Source organism: Priestia sp. TGN 0903 (genome assembly GCF_050846855.1).
In the GTDB taxonomy this organism is placed as follows: Bacteria; Bacillota; Bacilli; order Bacillales; family Bacillaceae_H; genus Priestia; species Priestia zanthoxyli.
In genome coordinates, this window is sequence record NZ_JBOZGL010000003.1 from 637294 (window position 1) to 661219 (window position 23926).

Consider the following 23926-nt stretch of genomic DNA (forward strand, 5'->3'; position numbering starts at 1 on the left):
GAACTAACATATGCTGAACGATTAGAAAAAGTCTTAAGTGAAGGTGATGTTATTGGTAATGAAAGATGCTATGAGCAACTATTTTAAGGTAAGAAGAGAATATTTTGAAAAAGGTTTGGATTTCCTATTTAAAACATCCTACAACGAAAATGTTCAATCAATGATTTATCAAGGGGAAGTGGATGAAGACGAAGAAATTTTATGGAACCCTGTTCAAAAAAATAATCATAGCGATATAAAACCACTTGAAGAAAGGTTTCATATTGAATTTCATTCTTCAATTGACTGCTATTTTAATTCCTACTGGTTTGCGGAGTTAGATGGTTTTCTGGATAGCCATTACATCACGTTAGAAGCTGTATTACCAAATATTGAATTGGATACGTTTGAAAGGAACTTAAAGGGATATAAAAAAAATCGCGATAAGCTTGATAAGGTTCCTATAGGTATAGAAGGCAATGGTTTGGTAGTTGTGATTGATAACCTCAGCGGCAGAGTAGAATTAGAAGATTTTGAACGAGGTTGCTTTAAAGAAATTGCAAACTCCTTAGAAGATTTAATTTCTAGCCTGCGTTTACAAAGATAACAAAAGATACTTTTATGGATTTTTTAAGTAAATTACATGATTGAAAAGCTTTTTGTAAGTGCACGTTGATTTGCTAAAGTCTCTAAGGGGTATTTTTGTGGAAATGCTTCATCGAAAAAATGCTCGAGCGTATAACAATATGTCACTCGTCCAAATTTGGAGGGTTTTCTTTTAAATATTCAAATATAGTCTATGTAAAAGTCAACATACATGTTAGGTTTTATAACATAAATTTCTGAATAATCATTTACTTATTCACTTATTTCATGGTATGTTATATGACATAGATATTGTAACTTGCAATATGGGCTGGAAATTAGCCATTGCAATATATACTTATTTTTCTAAAAATGCACCTGGATAAGCTGGTGCTCTATACATATATGAATACATCTACGTATAACTAGTCAAAAGAATGAAGGCATTTCTAATTATAGTGCTGTTTGTTCTTTCAAATGAGTATAGTTATAGTAGGTGAAACTTTCAAGGCAGTTATTTTGGTTTTTAAGCTGAATTTTTGGAATAGTTTGTTATTTTATTGATCGATGCTTTGCCACTTAGAAGTAGGTATAAAAGTTTACTAATAAAAGAAAATGCAGACGGAATTTAATAAGTTTTTTGGAATTTGTGGGCGATTTTCTCACTTTTTTATCATTTTTGAATAGTTTATAATCATCAGACAATTATACTGTGATATAGTTATAAGTGAGACAGAAAAAGGTGTGTTCTTAGGTCGCACCTGAATTTTTTTACTACGTAAGCAGGAGCGCCTACATCTTTTTACAAATATAGGGGATGAGGAAGGTTATAATGAGCAACGTACAGAAAAAAACAGACGTTATCTTAATTGGTGCCGGAGTCATGAGCGCAACTTTGGGATCATTACTCAAAGAGTTAGCACCTGAATGGGACATTAAAGTATTTGAAAAACTCGCAGACGCAGGGGAAGAAAGCTCGAACGAATGGAATAATGCAGGGACGGGCCATTCTGCGCTGTGCGAACTAAACTATACATCAGAAAAAGCTGATGGATCTATAGATATAACAAAAGCGATCCGAATTAACGAGCAGTTTCAGCTATCAAGACAGTTTTGGTCTTATCTGGTAAGCAGCAAGTTGATTCGCAATCCGCAAGATTTTATCATGCCAATTCCGCATATGAGTTTGGTACAAGGGGAAAAAAATGTATCGTTTCTGAAAAAGCGTTTTGAAGCGCTGTCAAACAATCCGTTGTTTCAAGGAATGGAGTATTCCGACAGTCCTGACAAACTAAAAGAATGGATTCCGCTAATCATGAAGGGGCGCACGTCAAATGAACCAATTGCCGCAACTAAAATTGATTCGGGGACAGACGTAAACTTCGGTGCTTTAACACGCATGTTGTTTGATCATCTGAAGAATAAAGGGGTTCACGTTCATTACAAACGAAGTGTAAAAGATATTAAACGTAAAAGTGACGGTATGTGGGAAGTAAAAGTCGCAGATGTAGACAGCGGCAAAGTTGAGTACCACACGGCAAAGTTCATCTTTATCGGTGGTGGAGGCGGAAGCTTGCCTTTACTTCAAAAAACAGGTATTCCTGAATCCAAGCATATTGGAGGCTTCCCGGTAAGCGGATTATTTATGGTATGCAATAACCCTGAAGTGATTGCGCAGCACCACGGGAAAGTATACGGAAAAGCCAAAGTCGGAGCTCCGCCAATGTCAGTTCCGCACCTTGATACACGCTATATTGACAACAAAAAGACGCTGTTGTTTGGTCCGTTTGCCGGCTTTTCACCGAAGTTCTTAAAAACAGGTTCAAACCTGGACTTAATCAGTTCTGTAAAGCCGAATAATATTTTAACCATGCTAGCAGCAGGCGTCAAAGAAATGGCGTTAACAAAATATTTAATTCAGCAAGTGCTGTTATCAAATGAAAAACGTGTGGAAGAACTGCGTGAGTTTATCCCGAACGCGAAAAGCGAAGACTGGGATATCGTTGTAGCAGGCCAGCGTGTTCAGGTAATCAAAGACACGGAAGCCGGAGGAAAAGGAACGCTTCAGTTTGGCACAGAAGTTGTAAGTGCGGCTGATGGTTCTGTTGCTGCACTTCTTGGCGCTTCGCCTGGTGCATCAACGGCGGTTCACGTTATGCTTGAAGTATTGGAAAAATGCTTCCCAGAAAACATGAACAAGTGGGAGCCAAAAATAAAAGAAATGATTCCTTCCTATGGCATGTCATTAGTTGATCATCCAGACTTCTTTAACGAAATTCATGCGTCTACTTCACAGACGCTTGGTTTAATTAAAAAAGAGTCTGTTTATAGCTAAAGATTTTACGCCGCAATAAACAGCACATGCGTATGTGAAGAAATCTACAGGCGTGCACAAACACCACCTTTTCTTGAGGTGGTGTTTTAATGGTCTTTATTTATGTAGAGTTTGATTTAAGAGCGGTATTGATTGCTTCCAGGCTGAAGTTTCAAATGCTTCCACGCCGCAATTGCATCATCGCGGCTTTTTCCTTTGTTTTTCGGATCCTTAAAAAAATCGCGAATAAAGCGGTTGTACTCAAACTGAGGCGCAATTTCTTTTTGATAAGAAGGCTGCTTTTTTCGTTTTTCTTCTTCATGCCACGCTTTTACCACATCTCGATAGGTTTTCCCTACATTTTCTTTAAAGTAGTTTTGAATATATGTGGAAAAATGAAACGTAGGATGAATGGCTTTCTTAAAAAAAGCCCGTACTTCTTGACTGCAGCGGTGATTTTCCCCAATGACGGTATCTAATGTTAGCGGCGCTTGTGTTTTAGAGGACGAGCGTCTTTTAGAAGGTGCTCCTGAGTATTGAGTGTTACCGGTTGTTAAAAACACTTCAATTCTTTTTGAAAGTTCCATTTTAGATCCAGACGGGCTCATGTTGTTTTCTCGACAAAATTGCTGCAGCTCGGTTTTGAGCCAGTAAAAATTCGTAAAGTCATTGATAGATAAATTTTTTGTAAGTTCAGGTCGCATCGTTTTCACCTCCATATATTTACTATAGAACGTTTGTTCTTATTGGTCAATTGTTTTTAGAGAAGTACGAAGGAATGTCTTTTATAAAGAAGAAAAAGCATCTAGGCAAGAGATCTCTTGCAAATTCCAAAATCAAACAATTACAATAATAGAAAGGAGTTGATTGCATGACGCTACATAAAAAAGTCCTTTCTACAATTCTAGGAGGAGCTGTGGGAGACGCTTTAGGCGTTCCAGTTGAGTTTAAAAAACGCGATTCATTTCGGATTACGGCTATGACCGGCTACGGTACATACAACCAGCCTAAAGGAACGTGGTCAGATGATACATCTTTAACGATGTGCTTGATTGATAATTTACTAGAAAAACAAGATGAATATGATTTGATGCAAAAGTTTGAGAGCTATTGGTCGGATGGCTACTGGACGCCGTACGGAGAAATGTTTGATATTGGCATCGCAACAAGCGAAGCGATTCGCCGCTATAAAAGCGGACTTCCTAAAGAAGAGTGGGGAGGAAGCGCTGAATACGACAACGGAAACGGAGCGCTTATGCGTATTGCCCCGCTTGCTTTTACATTATGTGACGAACCTAGCTTTACAAAAAGAAAAGAAGAAATAGAAAGAATTGCGCACGTCACGCACCGCCATGTGCGCTCTACGCTTGGCTGCATTATATACGTGGAGCTGCTTATTCGTCTTCTTGACGGCAACGAGCCTTTTGAAGCATATGAAAACGCGGTAAATCTCTGTCAAAAGCAGTTAACAGGTACGGAGTATGAAGCAGAGTTTTCTGCGTATGAACGAGTGTTAAACCTAAGCTTGCGGCACGCAGCGAGAAAGGAAATCGGGTCAACCGGATACGTCGTCAGCTCGCTAGAAGCATCTCTTTGGTCTTTTCTGCAAAGTGATGACTACAAAGAAGCTGTACTTACCGCTGTGAATTTAGGAGAAGACACAGATACAATAGGCTTTATTACCGGTACTATGGCAGGAGCATATTATCAGCTGGAGGGCATTCCTGAAGAGTGGGTTTGTCAGCTTGCTAAAAAAGAAGAGTTGATAGGAGCTTGTAAGAAATTTGCGGATGCGTGTGTATGAAAAAGACAATGAAAAGAAGCTGTATTTCACGAAATAAAACAAATCCGTATTAACGGAAACAAAACGCCCGAATATGTAAAAATACAAGTAAGCAATGATAAAAAAGGGTTCCTTCTTGGAGACTTTACTAGCGAAAAAACAAAAGGCTATACGTTTAAGAACTTGCAAAGTGTGAAGTTGCAGCCGCATACAGGCCCTGACGAACAGCTAGAAAGATCGCACAAAGGAAAAGAAAGTGATCAGATATATGCGCTTTCTCTTGCAGATAATATAAGTATACAGGAAGTAACCATCTCATACCGCCACCTAGGAATCTCACATCAGGAGACAATTTCTACGGGGTTATAATAAAGTGCGCTAAGCAGCTTACCTAGATGGGTGAGCTGCTTATTATTTTTTGAAAAGCTACCACAATTCAGTTTGATTTACAATCTCTTTTTCTTTGAATTAAAAGAATATTCAAACAATATTTTTCCTTTGGTAACGGAAAAATATTGCGTTTAATTGAAAGCGTTTTCAATATATAGTTAAGGTAACAAGAAAACATCTTAGCAAGATACTTATCTCACTTATGGATGTTAATCAATCACTGATCAAGGGGGAATTGGAAATGAATATTTTACTATGCTGCGCAGCAGGGATGTCTACGAGTTTGTTAGTGACTAAAATGGAAAAAAGCGCAAAAGAAAAAGAGACAACGTGCAAAATCTGGGCAGTACCAGGAGACGCGGTTAGAAACCATATTGATGATGCAGATATTTTACTTTTAGGTCCGCAAGTGCGCTACTTGCTTCCTCAAATGAAAAAGTTAGGAGAGGAAAAAGGAATTCCGGTAGAGGTTATTAATCCGGTTCATTACGGAATGTGTAACGGAGAAGAAGTGCTAAAATCTGCTGAGCAGTTAGTTTCGAAATAGGAGGGAATCAATTGAGCAAAATGAATCGTGTACTTGAAACATATATTATGCCGCTTGCTGGCAAAGCTGCTCAGCAGCGTCATCTTCAAGCATTACGAGACGGTATGGTCCTGACGATGCCGCTTATTATTATCGGTTCACTTTTCTTAATTTTAGCCAATTTACCTTTTCAAGCCTACACAGATTTTTTAACAGAACATCCTAAGCTAAAAGCAAGCATTTTATACCCGTACAGAGGAACGTTTGAAATTATGGCTTTAGTAGCTACGTTCGGGATTGCCTATCGCTTAGCAGAATCATATAAAGTGGATGCACTTGCTTCAGGTGCAGTGTCTTTAGCTGCTTTCTTTGTCGGTACACCTTTTGTTTCGTATACGATTGGAGAAAACGCAGATGGAACGGCTATGGTCGAAACAGCTTACCAAACGGCTATGTTTACAAGTAAAGGTCTTTTTGTGGGGATGGTTATAGCTATTATTGCAACAGAAGTTTACCGGAAGATTATTCAAAAAAATATTGTGATTAAGCTTCCAGAAACCGTTCCGCCAGCTGTCGCTCGTTCATTTTCAGCTTTAATACCGGGATTTGGCGCTGTAATGGTTATATGGGGGCTGCGTTTGCTTGTAGAAAACGTCGGAGACTTCGGGAATTTACATAATGTCGTGACGGTTTTACTGCAGCAGCCTTTAACTCATATTGGTACAAGCTTAGTCGGTACGATTCTGATTTTTATCTTAATTACTCTTATGTGGAGTACAGGGCTACACGGTGCTACGATTGTTGGTTCTGTCATGACGCCTGTATGGCTTACGCTAACAACGGAAAACGCAACCGCTCTTGCTTCTGGTGAGCCAGTAAAGCATATTGTAACGAATGAATTTAACGATATTGTGTTTGTGGGAGGGTCCGGCACTACGCTTTCTCTTGTGCTGGCGATGGTGCTGTTTGCAAAAAGCCAGCAAATGAAGCAGCTAGGAAGATTAAGCATCGGACCAGGCTTCTTTAATATTAACGAACCTGTTATTTTTGGAATGCCTATCGTATTAAATCCGATTATGATTATTCCGTTTATTTTAGCACCACTTCTATCGGTCATTATTACGTATGTATCGATGGATATCGGCCTCGTTGCAAAGCCAATAGGAATTGTCACGCCGTTTACAATGCCGCCGGTGATTAGCGGCTACTTAATTACAGGAAGCATATCAGGGGCTGTTCTGCAGCTTGTGCTAATGGTGGTATCGTTTGGTGTCTATTTTCCATTCTTTAAAATGTGGGACAAACAAAAGCTTATAGAAGAAATCGGAGCTTCTATAGATCGTGATCGTTCACCGGTAAAAGAAGAACAGCAAAGTATTGTATAACGTATTTTTTAAATCATTCATTATAGCGGAGGGATTCAAATGACAAAAGGAATTAAAATTGTAACCATTGGCGGAGGTTCAAGCTACACGCCGGAGCTTGTCGAAGGATTTATTAAGCGCTATGACGAGCTGCCTGTACGAGAGCTTTGGCTAGTAGATGTAGAAGAAGGAAAAGAAAAGCTAGAGATTGTTGGAAACCTGGCAAAACGAATGGTCGAAAAAGCAGGAGTCCCAATTGATATTCATCTTACCTTGGATCGAAGAAAAGCGTTAAAAGATGCCGACTTTGTCACTACACAATTTCGTGTAGGATTGTTAGACGCCAGAATGAAAGATGAACGAATTCCGTTAAAATACGGCGTGATTGGGCAAGAAACAAATGGACCGGGCGGCTTATTTAAAGGGCTGCGCACAATTCCTGTGATTTTAAGTATTGTGAAAGATATAGAAGAACTATGTCCAAATGCGTGGCTTGTAAACTTTACGAATCCAGCTGGTATTGTGACAGAAGCCATTTTACGCTATAGCAATCATAAAAAAGTAGTGGGCTTATGCAACGTGCCAATCGGTATTCGTATAGGGATTGCTAAAGCGCTAGAAGTAGACGAAAGCCGGGTACAAGTTAGCTTTGCCGGATTAAATCATATGGTCTTTGGATTAGATGTCTTTTTAGACGGAGTGAGCGTAAAAGATCAAGTGATTGACGCTATGGCAGACCCGACGAATGCGATGTCTATGCGAAATATCAAAGGAGTTTCATGGGATCCTGACTTTATTAAAGGCCTAGGAGTTATTCCATGTGGCTATCACCGCTATTATTATAAAACAAACGAAATGCTGCAAGAAGAACAAAATGCAGCTGAGCTCGAAGGCACACGAGCTGAAGTAGTGCGCGCGTTAGAAAAAGACTTATTTGAGCTCTATAAAGATCCTAATCTTGCAATTAAACCGCCTCAGCTTCAAAAGCGAGGAGGCGCGTACTACAGCGATGCAGCCTGCAGCTTAATTTCATCTATCTATAATGATAAAGGCGATATTCAGCCTGTAAATACCATTAACAATGGGGCAATTGCCAGCATTCCAAATGATTCTGCTGTTGAAGTGAGCTGCGTGATTACAAAAGAAGGGCCAAAGCCAATTGTAGTTGGTGATTTACCTGTAGCTGTTCGAGGACTTGTTCAGCAAATCAAATCTTTTGAACGCGTTGCAGCCGAAGCAGCGGTTACGGGAGATTACAATACCGCGCTTGTTGCAATGACAATCAATCCGTTAGTCCCGTCTGATACTATTGCCAAGCAGCTCCTGGACGAAATGTTAGACGCGCATAAATCTCATTTACCGCAGTTTTTTAACTCGGTGAATGTCTAATACGTATAGTGAAAAAACCTTTGACAACGAGTCAGAGGTTTTTTCACTTTTGTAGTATACTTTACATACAAACTAAACGTTAAAGAAAGGTGATCACAGTGCCAAATGCATGGGATGCAGAACAAATCGTATCAGCACCGCTTGCCAAAACGCTAATCGAGACGCAGTTTCCAGAACTTGCGCCCGCTGTAATTTCGCTGCTTGGCTACGGCTTTGACAATACGGTTTATCAAGTAAACGACCGCTTTGTTTTCAGGTTTCCAAGAAGAGAACTCGCAGTAGGACTATTAAAAACAGAAAATCAGCTTTTACCAAGCCTTGCTTCTCAGCTGCCGCTATCCATTGCAGAGCCCATTTTTTTCGGTAAGCCGAATGCAGGCTATCCTTGGCCGTTTACGGGCTATCACTACGTTCAAGGAACTCCACCTGCAAGATTAACAGAAGAAGAGCGCATACAATCTGCTTCTGTACTAGCAAGGTTTCTTCGTACGCTACATCACTATCCTCATTTAAAAGCGCAAGAGCTCGGCGTGCCGTCTGATGAGCTAAATCGGCTTGATATGATGAAGCGAAAGCCTGCGCTAGAGAAGTATATCAAGCAAATGAAGGAGCGTAATCTTTATTCAAAACAAGAGATTCTTGAAGACTATGTAAATGACATACAAGAAATTAAGTATCAAGAAAAACATGTACTAGTTCACGGAGATCTTCATATTAAAAACATGATTGTTGATCAAACCAATATGGTTTCGGGCATCATTGACTGGGGAGATGTTCATATAGGTCACCCAGCAGTCGACCTAGCGATTGCCTATAGCTTTTTGCCTTCTAAAGGAAGAGCGCGTTTTTTTAAAGAATACGGAAAAGTAGACGAGGAAACGCACAGACTGGCAAAATGGAAAGCCGTATTTACAACCGTAGTGCTTGTGGCACACAGCTACGATCAAGGAGATAAACAAACGTTAGAAGCGGCTATAGAAAGCTTAAACCTGATTTTTCAAGAGTAATAAAACTGTAATAGAATTTCTGTTCAATTCCTGTATAGTTAAGAAAGGATAAAAATAAAAACAACAGGTGAAGCAAACGATGAATACAAGCCACTGGAATGAATCAGCAGCACATTTACTAGAAAGGTGGATACAGCTATATAAAGAAAAAACATTTCTTATTGAAGAAACGGAATCTTTAAACATGCTAAAAGAAGAAGTAGACGGTATGGATAAAGAAAAATTTCTCTCTATAGTAGAACGTCATCTGCAGAAAGTGTATGACGAACTAGAAAAAGAACGGACAGAGTACAACATGAACAACAGTGAATATACAATGGTGACGTTTCTTTCGAGCGACTATCCGGAGTACATAAAAAAGCGTCAAAGCAATATGAGACAGATTGAACAGTTAACAAACATACATAGGAATGTGACAGAGTTTTTCGGAAAAGAACTTTTTTCTGAAGCGGATATGGTAGCGTTTAGAAACGACTTTTTTCAACTAACAGAAAGACATGCTAACACGTCATTGCTAAAAGAAATCAAGGAAAGCTGGAATGCTTATTTGCCCGCGTTCGTTGACTTTCAAAAAAAGCATGAGCATGTAAAACAAGCGATAGCCACAGTACTCGAAGAAGACAAGAGCTTGAAGCAAGAGTGGCATCAGCTAAGCAAAAATAAAGTAGTGACCAAACAAAAAGCGACCGCCTTTCGCACAAAGCAGCATGAGCTAAATGAAAACATTCGAAAAGCCACAACTGCACAAAAACAGTTACTCGAACTGCACTGGCCTGATGTTTGCAGCCAGTTTGATGCGCTACAAGAAAAAATGAGTAAGAGTCTTTCTACTGTGCTGAAAGAAACGCAACGCAGTATGGAAGTCATTAGCCAAAACGATGCAAATGAACACGCCAAGTTAAAGCAATCACTTACCGACCTACATGCAGTCCACAAAGTCGACGCTCATCAAACGTGGTTAGCGGCTTTTATTAAAAAATCACGACCATTTTTCAACGAACTGAGTGAAGATATAAAGGATACTCGGTGTCAAGAGCTATGGAACCGAATTTACGGCATGCATAAAGGAATAGCAGTAAAAGAGTTTATTGTTACATACGAAGAATTATTAGCACTTCAGCCGCTTAATAGTATAAAAAGCACGGAGATGCCAAAGCCGTTAGCTCGGTTAAAGGTAGATATAGAACCTGTTACACTGCCATCCTACGCAGACTTTCCCGTGCTCAAAAAGCAGCAATCATCACGACGCACTTTTCCTATTTTAATAGGAGCCGCTATCGTCCTTGTCTTATTACTGACAATTGTATATATGAATCGTGACAATCAAACGGCAGAAACAAGCTCAAATATAAAAGAAACGACCAGCACGAAGTCGTTAAAAAATGAAGAGACTAAATTAGCTGCTGTAAGCCAAACGGATCTTGAAAACTTTTTTATCTCTTATAAAGCTGCTTACTTTTCAAGCTTAAACAGCGGCGACTTTAGTGGGATGGCACCCTATATCGACTCGGGTCAGCCAGTGTATAAACAGCTAAAAAGCTATATTACATCCCTAGCCGGAAAAAACGTATCGTTTGCTAACGATCAATTTTTAGTGACAAAAACAGAGTCACATGATGATGGAACCTACAGCATTTATACAAACGAAGTATACACGTTCACCGACTCATATGACGCAAGCACGCAGTTTAAAAAAGAACGAATTTATCATGTGAAAGCTTCTGGCAAAGACAAACTTCAAATTACTAAAATTGATACGTTAACAGATGAACAGACGCCGGTGGAAGAGTGAATGGTTTCTGAGAGACTATGAATAACCGCTAGTTCCTTTTGGGGGCTAGCGGTTGTTGTGGTTGGGAGAGAGAAGAGGTTTGGTTGAATTACTTGAGCGTAGGATGACCTCTACGCTGCCAGCGTGGAAAATGAAATTTCCTGTAGTTTTCTATTATGTTCAGAAATACCTCTATATCAAGGATTCAAGGAGATTTTTAAAATTTAAATGAACTATAGTTCCCCTTGATTTTCTATAGTATATGACCAAAATATGACCAGGGTGTGACCATTATTTTTTGGGTGAATGCAGCTTTTCTTTTGTAGAATGATATGATTTTAAGATGTGATAGTATGCCGTAAGTTACCTTTCCACTTAGGTGGAATTACAAGAAAGCAATTAGGAATAATGTAGTCTGACCATGAAGCATAGTGTTTTTATACGTGATATAAACTAGAAATAAATATTTGTGCCTATGACTATTCTCTTTTATTTTGAATTTATATCCTTTTTAATGAATCAACAAGCTTATAAAAGGGATTATTATCCTATTTAGATAGTGTATTAGCAGTTTTATAATGGATAATAGAGGAAAATCTCAAACCAGAGATATATTAATCATAAAATAAAAGAGGGTATGTAATGGGAAAAGTATATGAAGGCAGTACGCTTTTAGCTTATGCAAAAGACAGGGTGCAGGCGTACAAAGCATTTGATGAACAGCTAGATGCATTAAAAAAATCCCTTCATGCCGTGGCTACACTGGATCATGAATTTCAAGGGAAAGGTGCCGACAGCATAAAAGGCTTTTATGCATCACAAGTAGATATGGTCAAGCATTGGAAAAGCCTTGTATCGTCACATCAATCCTATTTTAATAGTATTGCAGATTATGCTGAACAAGCTAAATTAAAAGGTGATACGGTTGTAGACGTATCATTTTTAGAGCAAGAGCTGGCTGTTGCTAATGATCGCTCCAAGCAAATGGTCGAACAGCAGCACACTGAACTTGAAGCGATTTTAAGCAATATTGAAGATATTATACATATTACACCGTTTTCAACAGAGGGCTTTGAAGATGAGTTAAGCGCTGCTGAGAAAAAAAGAACAGAAACTATTACCGCAGTAGAGGAATTAGATAATCAACTTTCAAATGAATATGAAATGTTAAATTCTTTCTATGAATCCGTTCAATATAGCGTAAATGGTTTGGAACAGCTGACTTCTCAAGGCGGCAGCGCTTATCAGCTCACTTTTGATACCAAAGCTTACAAAAATAGCGAAGCATACAAAACACAGCAGCAAATTGATAAAGTCGCTTCAGGTTATGTAGAAGGAAAAGCAGAACAAAAGCGGCAAATTAAAGTTCAAAAAGAAGCGATTGAAGCTGAAAAGCAAAGACAAATTCAAGCCAATAAACCTTGGTATGAAAAAGGTCTAGACATTGCAGGAGAACTTACCGGATACTATGACTATAAGCGAGCGGTGGAAGGAGTCGATCCGGTTACACATAAAAAACTTTCTGCTACGCAAAGAGTGACAGCTGGAGCGATGGCAGCAGCTGGATTTATTCCGTTCGTAGGATGGGCCGGACGAGCTGTAAAAGGCGGCAGCGTCGTCTACAAAACCGCAAAAGGTATGAGTGCCGCGCATCATGCAATGGCTTTTTACCAAACGCCTAAAGCTTTTAAAGTACTTGAACAAACAGAAAAAGGATTGTATGGACTTGTCTTAACAAATGGCATGTATGAGTATACAATGGGGAAGGACTTACTAGGAAATAAGCTTACTAAAGAAGAGCAGCAGGCTAGTTTGTTTCAATCCTTGGGGATTGCAGCAGGCGGTTTACTTGCTGCAAAAGCATCCACTCAGCTTGTCGAAAAAGGTGCACAGGCAGTCACGAAAAAGTTCAATGATATGCGCAACGTAGTTCGTACAAGTAAAGTGACTCAATATGGAAAAGACATTCAGCAGGCGATGCGAAAAATGCCAGCAGCTGGTATTGATAAAGCCAAAAAGATGTATGATGCGGTATTAGATGCGAAAGTACCGAGGTTTTTACCGCAGGAAGCACCAGTGGGTGTGAGTGTAGACTTTGCGCAGCAAACTGTACGGGATGTGTTGAAGAGTACGGCTAAAGATACAATGCATTTTATGGGGAAAGACTACTTTGACGGAAAACGTTGGCGTGATGCTAGAGGAAGGTTTATAAAGAAGGATCCGACCCATGTTAGTAAGATGGAAAATAGCCAGGTTGAATCTTTAAAAGAAGATTCAAAAATTGATAAAACAACACATTTGATTTCGGTAGTAGAAAATAATACTAACAGATATAGCGGTACTGGAGTCAAAATTAATTCTGACTTAATAAAGAGGTATATTAAAGATGTTGAAATGAGAACATCGAGAAAACTTTCAAAAAATCAAATAGAGAAGCTTAAAGAGGCGTTAAGAAATAAGGAATACCAAAAACTTTCTCCTATAGAAACGCGGAAGCATCGACGGGCCTTTAATAAAATTAAAGATAAACTTATTGAGGAATGGGAGATAAAAACGGGGCAAAAATGGCCCACTTACAGTGAAGATATTATTTCAGATAATACAGGTGAACCAGTTAGAAGAAAAGGCGATAAATATGATGCACATCATATAATTGAAAACAGCTTTCGTGGAGAACATGAATGGTGGAATATACACCCTGCAAAATTTCCAAATGAACATCAGTCTGGTATTCATGGTACTGGATCACCCGCTAATGAATTATTTAAAGGAGATAATTAAATTATGAGATACGATTTTGTTAAGAATCAAAAAGATAATCAATTTTATCCTGTAAGTAAAAATGATATTGAAGAGGTAGAAGGAACATTAGGGTTAAAGTTCCCTTTTGAATTAAAGAAGTTTCTTTTAGAGGTTGGTTATGGCTTCCTTCAAAGATCAGAATATAATATCAATCGTATTATGGGGCCTTCTTCTATCAGAGATGCTAGATTAAAAGTTAATGATTTTGAATTTTATCCTGATATAGAAGTTTACGAAGATCTGGAGGAGGATAAATTAATATTTTTTGAAGCTAATGAAAGCGCATTGCTACTAATAGAAATAAGTGAAGAGCAAAATAATGCTATTTATTATGACGATATAAAAATCGCGGATTCCTTAGAAGAATTTTTAAAGAAAATCATTGAAGATGATAAGTATTATATCGATTTAGAATAATACAATATTTATTGAATATTAAAGACTTTATTTATATTAAAGAATGAACGATAGGTAAAATAAAGAACCCAACAAGTAAAAAACATTGGCTAAGCCTTAGTCAATGTTTTTTTGTTTAGGTAGACATTGTTAAGAAGGGTCGGTCTTAGTATGGTTTTTATGTATTTTTAAGTTTATCAATTTAGTCTTTGAACATGGGTTAATGACATGTGAAATAGAAGAGATTTAGGATTTGATGGTATCTTTAAAATAATTATAAAGAGTAATTCGCCTAGGGTTTAAGATTCCTTAGGCTTTTTTTATGCATTTAGAAAATAAGTTTCGACATGAAAAAGAGTTTGGTTTCATATTTTTTAGCATCAGTTTACGAGATTAGCTTGTAGAAATATTTCAAAAGTTTATTTAAGAAAGTTATAGAAGATTTTTTTATTAGATATTTTTGGTGATTATTACAAAGATATTGTATCTAAATACAATTATTTGGATATTATAACCATTAAATCTTAATTTAAGGAGTGATTCATTTGGCTCAAAATGATATATATGAAGAAAACTGGTTTGAGCGGGAGTCACCAAGTATATCGCTTGAAAAAGAATTTTTGCAAGGTATGTGTGAAAAGTCTGGGATCGAATCTTCTTTGTATGAGGAACTGCTAGACATTGAGCATTCTTACACACTGAAAAGTTCTAGAAGTGGCATTTTTAAGGCAATGCTAGCTGTAATTGAATCTTATGAAAAAGGAGAGATATAGTGTATTACACGGAAATAGAGTTTCAAAACTTCGGTAGTTTTTATGGAGATGTAAAAATACCATTAGCCGTCGACTTTGAGTCTGGAAGAAACATCATTTTGATCGGAGGAGAGAATGGTGCTGGCAAGTCAACATTTTTAGATGGCATTAACCTAGTCTTATTTGGTAAGTACGCACCATCTCTAAAGAATCGTAACCAATATCATGAAATAATTGGAAAACGCTTAAATAACCGGGCTTTTTTTGAAGGAAAGCGTAAATCTTCGGTTAAAGTCTCATTTCTTCTATTTAAGAGAAAAGGTGGACATGACACCCTTACAGTGAAACGTGAATGGCACTTTCAGCAACGGAGAGTGATGGATGAAAATATAACTGTTACCATTAACGGTTTTGAACAGGAGCAATACAAAGATTCGATTGAATTTCAAAACTTTATAAATCGATTGATACCTGTTGATGTGAGTAAATTTTTTATTTTTGACGGAGAAAAAGTTCGCAGACTCGCAGAAGCTTCCAACATGAATGAAGCAATGGGCGAAGCTATTGGTGATGTGTTGAATATTAACATTCACAAAAAATTACATGATACGTTAGAGACCATTAAAGAACAGATGGCTAAAGAAACAAGCTCTAAATCTATGGCCGATTTGTTAGAGTTATCTGGAAAACAACATCGTTCCAAGGCAGCCTTGCAAAGGTTTGAAAAGGATCGAAAAAAACTGTTGGCAGAAAACGAATCTCTTTTAAAGGAAATAAAATCAGCTACAAGGTGGGTTTCAGAATATGGACTCCCTTCTACTAAAGAACGACCGCTCCTTGAAAAGGAACTTGAAGAATGCCGAGCGAGATTGGAAGAGAATGAGTTAGAAGCATTAGAAAACACTACCGAACATCTACCTTTTATGATACTAATGCCTATACTTCAAAAGATTGAAAAGCGATTAGGAGAAGAGGAGGAAAGGGCCAAGTCAGAGAAAGTACGAGAAGACAAGTTAGAACAAGCAAATAAAGCCTTAAAAATACTTGACGATTCATCTATTATACCTCCGTTACTACCCGAACAGAAATCTTGTCTTTCTTCATTGCTGATGGATATTTTATGTGACAAGAAGGTATCGGAGAAAATCATTTCTCTTCACTATGAAGTGTTATCTCACGTGGATCGCCAATACTTAACGGAGGAAATTGGTGAGGAGATAGAAAAGGCTCGGCAGAATAATCCGCTTTTAGCTCATCTCAAGAAGTCATATATAGAAAACCAAATAAGGATCGAAGAAATAAAACGGATATTAAAAGGATTACCAACTGGTACACAACTTACCCAACAAGAAAAGGCCCTAGAAAATTTATTGGAAAAACACGGATCATTGCAACAGAAGTTGGAGGAAATCAATGGATTGGTACAGGAGTGTAAAGATGAAATAAAAACACTCCAGGAAGAAGAAAATCAGCTCAAGAAAGAAGTGAGCGGAAATGAACGTCTAACTGTACAAATCGAAAAAATCGAAAAAATTCAGAATATCGTTAGCTCCTATTTAACAATGTTAAAACGTGCTAAAGCCAATGAAGTACTTGATTTCTTTCGAGAAAGTTTCTGTGAGATGATTAACAAAGCCAATGGTTATTATCGGAATTTCTCAATTCATGAGGACACTTTTGAAATTACATTTGAGGATCCATATGGGGAAATCATCCATAAAGACATGTTAAGTTCAGGACAAAAGCAGATATATGCTATGTGCGTATTATCCGCTTTAACTCGAGCGTCAGATCGCGAGTTTGGAGTAGTAATTGATACGGTTGAGGGAAGGCTAGATCAAACGCATAGACGGCACTTACATAGTATTTACCTTCCGTACTCTTCAAAGCAAACAATATTATTAAGTACGGATTCGGAGATAACATCGCAACAAAAAGCAATGTTAAATCCAAAGATTGCAAGAAGCTATTTGCTGATTGATAATCCTACACATGACCAGGTCGATGTAATAGAAGGATACTTTATGTAAAAGGAGAAAAATCGATGGCCGAACATCAACGTTTTTTAGTAAATCATGAGACATGGGAATATCTGCATTACTTAAGGGTTCGCCGTTTTCATCAGCAAATTACCCCTAAATCCCTTTATCGTTTTGCCATTGCAAAAGGAATTATGGAATTGCCAGCAGAGTATGAAGTCCCGAAACTACCAGGAAAGAAAATGGCAATTCGTATTGAAACATTTGATCACCCAATTTTGGAGGCTGCTGTTAGGGAGAAAATGAACATTCCTATTCTTGAACAGGTAGCCAAAAAAGAATGGTATTTAAAGGCTATGGAGTTTGGTATTGAATTACTACGGCAGGAAGAGGGAAATGCTCCACTAATATGGGACTACATAGGAGAAGCCCCTATTGGAAAGCAGCCACAAAAGCTAGTTACTTCTTCAAATGTACCCGCTATAAACTGGACCATTGGTGTTACTGAAGATAAAATACCTGTAACTATTCATTTCAATAACCATCAGACCAACCAGCACGTGGCTATTTGCGGGAAGTCCAATAGTGGTAAGACACAGCTTGGTATGGAGCTGACTGTTCAGACAAAAGAGCAATCACCGCTTACTAACATAATCTTTCTCGACTTTGCGAAAGGCGATGTGGCTGCGAATGATGAATATATTAAAGCGATAGGTGCAGAAGTATGTAAAGTTGATGAAGAGGGGTTACCTTTTAATCCTTTCTCCCTTTCAGATACTTCAGACAGAAGCCTAGAAGAACTAAAGGACTGTATTACATGTCTCCAATCCCAAATGGGGCCTAAGCAATCGCTTCGGCTTTTCCATTACTTACAGGCTCTTTACAATTTACATGGAAATCAAGTGGATGCTGAGATTGTATTTCGTCATATGACACACACCTATGAAGAAGAAGGTATTGCTTATGACATGCTATACGAATTGTTCCATAAATTAAACGTTTCTCAACATCTCCCAAGGAGTGGGAAGGAGTCATATAAAAGGTTATTAGATAAGACCTTTGTACTGGATCTTCATAAAATACAGGGACACATGAAAATTAAGGAACTCCTTGCATTCTTTGTTCTACAACGACTTTACCAGGAAGCCCTAGAGCTACCAGATGCAATGTTCGATGAAGCAACCGGCTCAAGGGAGATACGAACCATTGTGGTAATCGATGAGGCTCATGCATATTTAAATACTAAACATCCAGTACTTGAAAAGATGATTCGAGAATTAAGGAGCCGTGGGGTAGCTATTTTCCTCCTCTCCCAAGGATATGGAGACCTCGAACAGGAATTTGACTATAGTTCTCAGATGAATTTTACGTTTTTATTAAAAAGTGATAATCAGCGGGCCAGCTTAGAAAAGGCTTTAGCAGTTGGGAGACACGTAGCATCAGACCTTGTTACGGAACTAGCCCATGCAAAAATGGGAAGAGTGTACACCCGAAGTTTAAGCCTTGCAGATAAGGATTTCACTATGTTTGATGGAAATCTATTCTTTTATCGGAATAAAGTTTAAAATATCATAAAACTATTTTCTGAATGAAAAAATTGATAATGTGACGTAAAATAAATAAGAGAGGGTTTATCCCTCCCTTATCAGTTTGAATTTATAATAGGTTCATCATTATGAAATCTCTTGTAACAGCTCTTTTTCTAAGGTTAATGTTTTTCTGTAATCCTCAGCTTGTGCTAATTTTGTAAACTCCACTGTTTTATTGTGATTGCTTTTAACAAGATTCTCTATTTCCTGTAGGTTGACTCTAAAAAATTCTTTTCTATCGTTTACTTTATTTACTTTTCTATGTGCTAAAGCTCTGTGAATAGCATTTTCAAGCGTTGGAGCATCTTCACTAAAAATCATAGCATGGACATCAAATGTGAAAGGAACAGATGCATCGCCTAATTCTTTTACACGATCCATTGGTTCCAGACGTCTAGTCATTCCGATTTTGTACACATCTTCACCAAAAGATCCTATATTTGAGATTATATAAACGTAACCAGCTCTTGTATTTTGCACACGATATAGAACATCTTCTTTATTTTTCTTTGTTTCTTCAAGCTGTTTTTCTAGCTCTCTGAGCTTAGCTATCAATTTTTCTTTTTCATTATCGCTAGAGTTTGAAAGTTGCTCGTTCATCTTTTCAATAGCTTGCACAAAGTGTTTTTCTTCTTTTTCAACTTTTTCTTTCGCTTTTTCTAGTTCTTTCAAGGCTTTTGCCTCTTCACGCATCCGCTCTTTGATGGCTTGTTGCTCTTCTTTCTCCTCTTGTTTCTTTTGTTCAAATTCATATTTTAAATATAATTCTTCGATTTTTAATTCTAAATATTCTCTTCTAATGGACACTTGCTGCATATCTGTAAGTTTATTTAAATCTTCATAAACTTTCTTTATTCGTTTTTCATTTGATTCTATATTGTTAAATTTAACTTTGGAAATAGCGTTATCACATTCATTATTAAAGGCCCTTAGTGTTAATTTAATCGTATCTAATATGAATTCTTTTCCTTTTTTCTTGTCATTGCCAATAGCCCAATCTAAAAAGTGATCCGTAGCTTCTTTTGCTTTTACTAATTGTTGTTGCTGTTTACGAATCTCGGTTAGTTTTACTTGATAAGCTTCTGAAGTTTCGAAACCATATTTAGGTTCATAAAAGCCAAACGATTGCATAAGTTGCTCATCTTTTAATAGAATTAATTCCTCTTGTACCAATGATATCTCATTTATAACATCCAGTTTCTTAGAATTTAACTCTTCAATAGATTGAATGACTTTTTTCTTATCCTCAACTGCATTTGCAACGGATGTGATTTCTTCAACCTCAGTTAATAGGTTATTTTTTTGTGATTTCAATTCCTCAACTTTTTCATTTAATTGCTTTTTATATTCAACTAAATTTGAGATGACTTCTAACTCATTTAATTCATTAAGCTTTTCTTTCTTAGTCTCCTCTAGTTGAATAAGTTCTTTCTTCAACTCTTTTATAGGATATTGAAGAGATAGTATTTCATCAATATTGTTATCTTTCCATTTATTTTGAGCTTCTTTCAAAGCTTTGTGACGTTGAATAATAAGTATAATTCCAAGAATTAAAGGGATAACAAAAAACCAAAATCCGAATAACAGGCCAATGACCCAAGGTGAATGATACCACTTTTCTTTGTACATGATTAATCCCCCTATAATAAGTTAAAGCAAAGATATGATTTCTTGATACTATATTTTGCGTTAATACTAATCTTTTAAATTTATCTTTCTAATAGAAGAGCCTACTAAAGAATAACTTCTTTTTACAGCGGTGTCTTTTACATTATGAATCCCCCAATTAGTAATTTTTGTAACGATACAGATTTCATTATAATACTTTTTAAGATAGTTTCAATGTATAAAAGGATATAGTTCAACTTATTATCCAGGAGCTGATTTCGAGTTTGAAAATGATTAGACAAAGTATAACGCATCATTCAAACTTAAGCCGATGGAAATAGAAAATAACTATCATAGTACAAACCATTATGTATTTAATTCAGTAATATTAATAACCAATCTAAACGACGTGGATACTTCTTAGATGAACATTTCCAGTCAATTTATGACTTAAACGGAAGTTTTTTAAGGTGCATAGAAATTTATGTATGATTTAACTTCACCTTCATGACATTATAAAAGCAGATGTATTGAAATAATAGATATAAAAAGAAGTTGCAAAAATTGTGAGTTTAAATGCAAGTATGAGTTTTAACTTTTTGTTAATAAAGTAAGAGTTGATCAATTAGTGATTAAAGACTTAATAATTTGATTTTAAAGAGTACTGCTGAGTGAAAGCTTTTAATTATGGTCAATAAGTCAGAAATTTTTATGATTCTAATGAATGTCGCTTATAAATCTATAGGTAACAAGGACTGTGGTAATCAATAGTAATAAACATTCCTAAAATATCAAATTGTGGAACAGCGTTCATTATATATTTTACGTATTATGAATTAAGAAAAGCGTATAGCTTATAATTACTCTACTTTGTTTAAGAAAAAGTTTTGTGACAAGGAATTAGTGATCTATATTACTAAATGCTCATTACTTATAAAATGGAAGTTTACCTTGGCTGAGTCGAAGTCAATTTCAATTTTGAATCTTATCTGTTAGAAGGTTGCTGCTTTGTTTACGCGGCTTTTAAAAAGATAATAATTTTAATCTGATTTCGTTGTTTATTGTTAACTTAAAATAAACTTTTAAAAAATAAATTTTTAGTTGCCTAATTTTGGGATGGTAGGTACAATTTATAGTATAAAAGATACAGATTTTTAGGAGGAAAAAAATGAGTAATAGGATGTTATGGGCAAATTTGCTAAATGATGATAGAAGAAATAAGAAAGAAAAAAAAACTGATCATCGAAATGAATTTGAAAAGGACTATGATAGAATAGTTGCCTCTTCATCACTTCGAAGACTTCAGGATAAGGCGCAAGTTTATCCCTTACAAGATAATGATTTTATCAGAACTCGTCTTACTCACTCTATGGAAGTATCAGCCATAGCTCGTTCATTTGGAACATGGTTAGAACAATGGCTAATTAATGATAAAAAAGAGCTAACCACGGATGATTATCGTAAAATACCGAATATTTTAGCTGTTGCTGGATTAGTTCATGATATTGGAAATCCACCATTTGGTCATTACGGAGAAGATGTAATAAAATGTTGGTTTGCAAAGTGGTTTTCAAATAAGGCGGAAATGAAAAAAGTTGAGGAACATCCAAATTATAAAATAGGAATAACGCAAGAAGAAATAAATGATTTTCTTCATTTTGACGGGAATGCTCAAGGAATTAGAATTTTAACAAGTTTACAGTTTTTAAATAATCAATATGGAATCAACTTTACATATGCTACATTGTCTATTTTAATGAAGTATCCTTGGGATTCATCACATGAAGTAGCAGTAGAAAAGAAAAAGTTTGGTTATTTTCAAAAGGATAAAAACATTGCAGAAGATATTATCAAGAAGACGGTGGGAGAAGAGTTTATGGGAAAAAGAAACCCCTTAACTTATTTTCTTGAAGCATCTGATGATATAGCTTATTTGGGTGCAGATGTTGAAGATAGTGTAAAAAAAGGAGTTATTCCTTGGGAGAAAGAATTTCCTAACATCATTGAGAGTTTAAGCCCATATTATGAAGAAAGTATGAAAAAGTTAGAAAAAAAATATGCTGATGCTCAAGAATTAAAATTTCCTGATTACTGTTTTACAAGTGCTCAAAACTTTAAAGTATGGGCACAAGGACAAATGATTAAAGAGTGTATAGATGTTTTTAGAGATAATTACGATGATATTATGACAGGTAATTTTACGGGAGACTTATTAAATAAAACTGAAAAAGCTAAAGAAATTAAAAAGATTTTGAAAAGGTTAGTCTCTGGTTATTGTTATCCTAATAAGGAAGTTTTGTCTTTAGAATTAGTGGGAGATTCAGTAATCAATGATTTATTAAATACATTTGTAAACGCGATTATCTTTACCGACATTATTTTAGAAGAAGATCATAAACCTAGAGAAGGAAAATTGTTTAGAATGATATCGGATAATTTTAGATTTGTTTATTCTTTAGATGAAGAGGGAAAGTCTAAAAAAACGATGCAATCTTTATCGTTATATGATAAGTTATTATTAATTACTGATTTTGTTTCAGGTATGACTGATTCTTATGCTTTAGATTTACATCAAAAGCTAAAAGGAGTTAAGATGCCATAAAGATTCTTTAAAGGAGTGGGATAGAATGAACTTTTTACCAGAAATAAGAAGTGGCTTTTTTAACATTCTATCAAGTCGTCCTCGTGCAGCTAAATTTGTTACTGAGTTAGAAAAACAGGGTGAACTTTTATTGTTCGGAGGTTGTGTAAGGGATTATATTGAGCACAAGTTTTCGATAATGCCTAGAGATTTCGATATTATTATTAATAATAATAGTAATATCGACTTAAGCTATTTTAATACAAAAGAGTATAATCTTAGAAAAAATAAATTTGGTGGATATAAATTCTACATTGATGGATTAAAGTTTGATGTATGGCATATTAAAAACACTTGGGCTTTTAAAGAAAGTAAAGTTGATTTTGAAGATGTCAATGACTTAGCTAAGACTGTTTTTTTAAATATTGATGCTTTATTTTATAATTTAACAACTGGATATCTATTTGATGAAATTTATGAGAATACAATTAAACAAAAGGTATTAGACATTGTTCTACAAGAAAACCCTTATCCTGATTTAAATATAACTAGGGCTTTTAAATTTAAACAAAAGTATAATTTAAAGTTCTCTGATGAATTAAACCTTTATCTTCGGAAATGGCTAGAACATCATGATAACTACGTAGATGCCATAAATAGTTTAAAGGTTATTGAACATAAAAGATATCATGAAGCTAATATAGATTGGAATAAAGAAACTCGGGATTTAAAATTACAATCCGCTCGTGAAGAAAATATGCTTGTTGTACAATAGTATGCCTCCTGCAAAAGTGCAGGGGCTTTTTTTATTCTTAAAAAGAAAGAGCATCCTATAGCTTAGTTTCCATTTAAATTTCAAATTGTAAAAAGAAAGCCTTACTTTAAATGTGGGTTTTCTATTAATTATTTAAGTGGTTGAACTTATGAAGACATTATTTGTTAGTGTTAGAATCAAAAAATAAAGTGAAAATAATTTGAAAGGTTAAGGCATATGTTGAATGGTTGCACTTAATCTCCTATTAGCAGGTTCGTTTAAGAAGGCATAAGAAATATTAACAAGGAAATCTTAATAATAAATTGTTTAAAAGATTTATAATATTGAATAATATAA

17 protein-coding genes are annotated in these 23926 nt (G+C 36.1%); 15 read left to right on the forward strand and 2 right to left on the reverse strand.

Annotation, left to right across the window (positions count from 1 at the left end; translation table 11 throughout):
* Window positions 1-70: 70 nt before the first annotated feature.
* Together ACRPLY_RS14295 and ACRPLY_RS14300 are read left to right on the forward strand one after the other, a co-directional pair.
* On the forward strand, window positions 71-586 hold the full coding sequence (locus tag ACRPLY_RS14295; protein ID WP_176551726.1) for a SecY-interacting protein Syd: 516 nt from the start codon (window positions 71-73) through the stop codon (window positions 584-586).
* 810 nt (window positions 587-1396) lie between these two features.
* Complete coding sequence (locus ACRPLY_RS14300) at window positions 1397-2899, forward strand: malate:quinone oxidoreductase (protein WP_013083523.1); 1503 nt, start codon at window positions 1397-1399, stop codon at window positions 2897-2899.
* Window positions 2900-3015: 116 nt separating this feature from the next.
* Here the strand turns inward: ACRPLY_RS14300 and ACRPLY_RS14305 are convergent, their stop codons facing one another.
* Window positions 3016-3582: a DUF6434 domain-containing protein gene (locus tag ACRPLY_RS14305; protein WP_325077932.1), complete on the reverse strand. Its 567-nt coding sequence runs from the start codon at window positions 3580-3582 to the stop codon at window positions 3016-3018.
* 167 nt (window positions 3583-3749) lie between these two features.
* On the opposite strand from ACRPLY_RS14305, the gene ACRPLY_RS14310 reads away from it, so the two are divergent.
* From ACRPLY_RS14310 to ACRPLY_RS14360, 11 genes are all read left to right on the forward strand, one after another.
* Window positions 3750-4682, forward strand: a complete 933-nt coding sequence (locus ACRPLY_RS14310; protein WP_325077931.1) for an ADP-ribosylglycohydrolase family protein — start codon at window positions 3750-3752, stop codon at window positions 4680-4682.
* Between the two features lie 610 nt (window positions 4683-5292).
* Window positions 5293-5598: a PTS sugar transporter subunit IIB gene (locus ACRPLY_RS14315; RefSeq protein WP_025751577.1), complete on the forward strand. Its 306-nt coding sequence runs from the start codon at window positions 5293-5295 to the stop codon at window positions 5596-5598.
* 11 nt (window positions 5599-5609) lie between these two features.
* Window positions 5610-6962: a PTS cellobiose transporter subunit IIC gene (gene celB, locus ACRPLY_RS14320; RefSeq protein ID WP_325077930.1), complete on the forward strand. Its 1353-nt coding sequence runs from the start codon at window positions 5610-5612 to the stop codon at window positions 6960-6962.
* A 39-nt stretch (window positions 6963-7001) separates the two neighbouring features.
* Window positions 7002-8330: a 6-phospho-beta-glucosidase gene (locus tag ACRPLY_RS14325; protein ID WP_432231894.1), complete on the forward strand. Its 1329-nt coding sequence runs from the start codon at window positions 7002-7004 to the stop codon at window positions 8328-8330.
* A gap of 98 nt (window positions 8331-8428) precedes the next feature.
* Window positions 8429-9337, forward strand: coding sequence for a phosphotransferase (locus ACRPLY_RS14330; protein WP_182421817.1), 909 nt, complete (start codon window positions 8429-8431; stop codon window positions 9335-9337).
* Between the two features lie 79 nt (window positions 9338-9416).
* Window positions 9417-11129, forward strand: coding sequence for a TcaA NTF2-like domain-containing protein (locus ACRPLY_RS14335; RefSeq protein ID WP_432231895.1), 1713 nt, complete (start codon window positions 9417-9419; stop codon window positions 11127-11129).
* A gap of 621 nt (window positions 11130-11750) precedes the next feature.
* The gene (locus tag ACRPLY_RS14340) at window positions 11751-13889 is read left to right on the forward strand and encodes a T7SS effector LXG polymorphic toxin (protein ID WP_432231896.1); all 2139 of its coding nucleotides are present in this window, start codon (window positions 11751-11753) and stop codon (window positions 13887-13889) included.
* A gap of 3 nt (window positions 13890-13892) precedes the next feature.
* The gene (locus tag ACRPLY_RS14345) at window positions 13893-14327 is read left to right on the forward strand and encodes an SMI1/KNR4 family protein (RefSeq protein WP_432231897.1); all 435 of its coding nucleotides are present in this window, start codon (window positions 13893-13895) and stop codon (window positions 14325-14327) included.
* 524 nt (window positions 14328-14851) lie between these two features.
* Complete coding sequence (locus ACRPLY_RS14350) at window positions 14852-15079, forward strand: hypothetical protein (protein WP_168760919.1); 228 nt, start codon at window positions 14852-14854, stop codon at window positions 15077-15079.
* Entirely contained in the window at window positions 15079-17088 is a 2010-nt protein-coding gene (gene dndD, locus ACRPLY_RS14355) for a DNA sulfur modification protein DndD (RefSeq protein ID WP_432231898.1), read from the forward strand. The genes ACRPLY_RS14350 and dndD overlap by 1 nt, the downstream gene beginning before the upstream one ends.
* A 14-nt stretch (window positions 17089-17102) precedes the next feature.
* On the forward strand, window positions 17103-18602 hold the full coding sequence (locus ACRPLY_RS14360; RefSeq protein ID WP_432231899.1) for a hypothetical protein: 1500 nt from the start codon (window positions 17103-17105) through the stop codon (window positions 18600-18602).
* A gap of 108 nt (window positions 18603-18710) precedes the next feature.
* On the opposite strand, the gene ACRPLY_RS14365 is transcribed toward ACRPLY_RS14360, so the two are convergent.
* Window positions 18711-20255: a DUF4041 domain-containing protein gene (locus tag ACRPLY_RS14365; protein ID WP_432231900.1), complete on the reverse strand. Its 1545-nt coding sequence runs from the start codon at window positions 20253-20255 to the stop codon at window positions 18711-18713.
* Window positions 20256-21402: 1147 nt separating this feature from the next.
* Between ACRPLY_RS14365 and dgt the strand changes: the two genes are divergently transcribed.
* Window positions 21403-22836, forward strand: coding sequence for a dGTP triphosphohydrolase (gene dgt, locus ACRPLY_RS14370; protein WP_432231901.1), 1434 nt, complete (start codon window positions 21403-21405; stop codon window positions 22834-22836).
* Between the two features lie 25 nt (window positions 22837-22861).
* Window positions 22862-23590, forward strand: coding sequence for a hypothetical protein (locus tag ACRPLY_RS14375; protein ID WP_432231902.1), 729 nt, complete (start codon window positions 22862-22864; stop codon window positions 23588-23590).
* Window positions 23591-23926 lie beyond the last annotated feature (336 nt).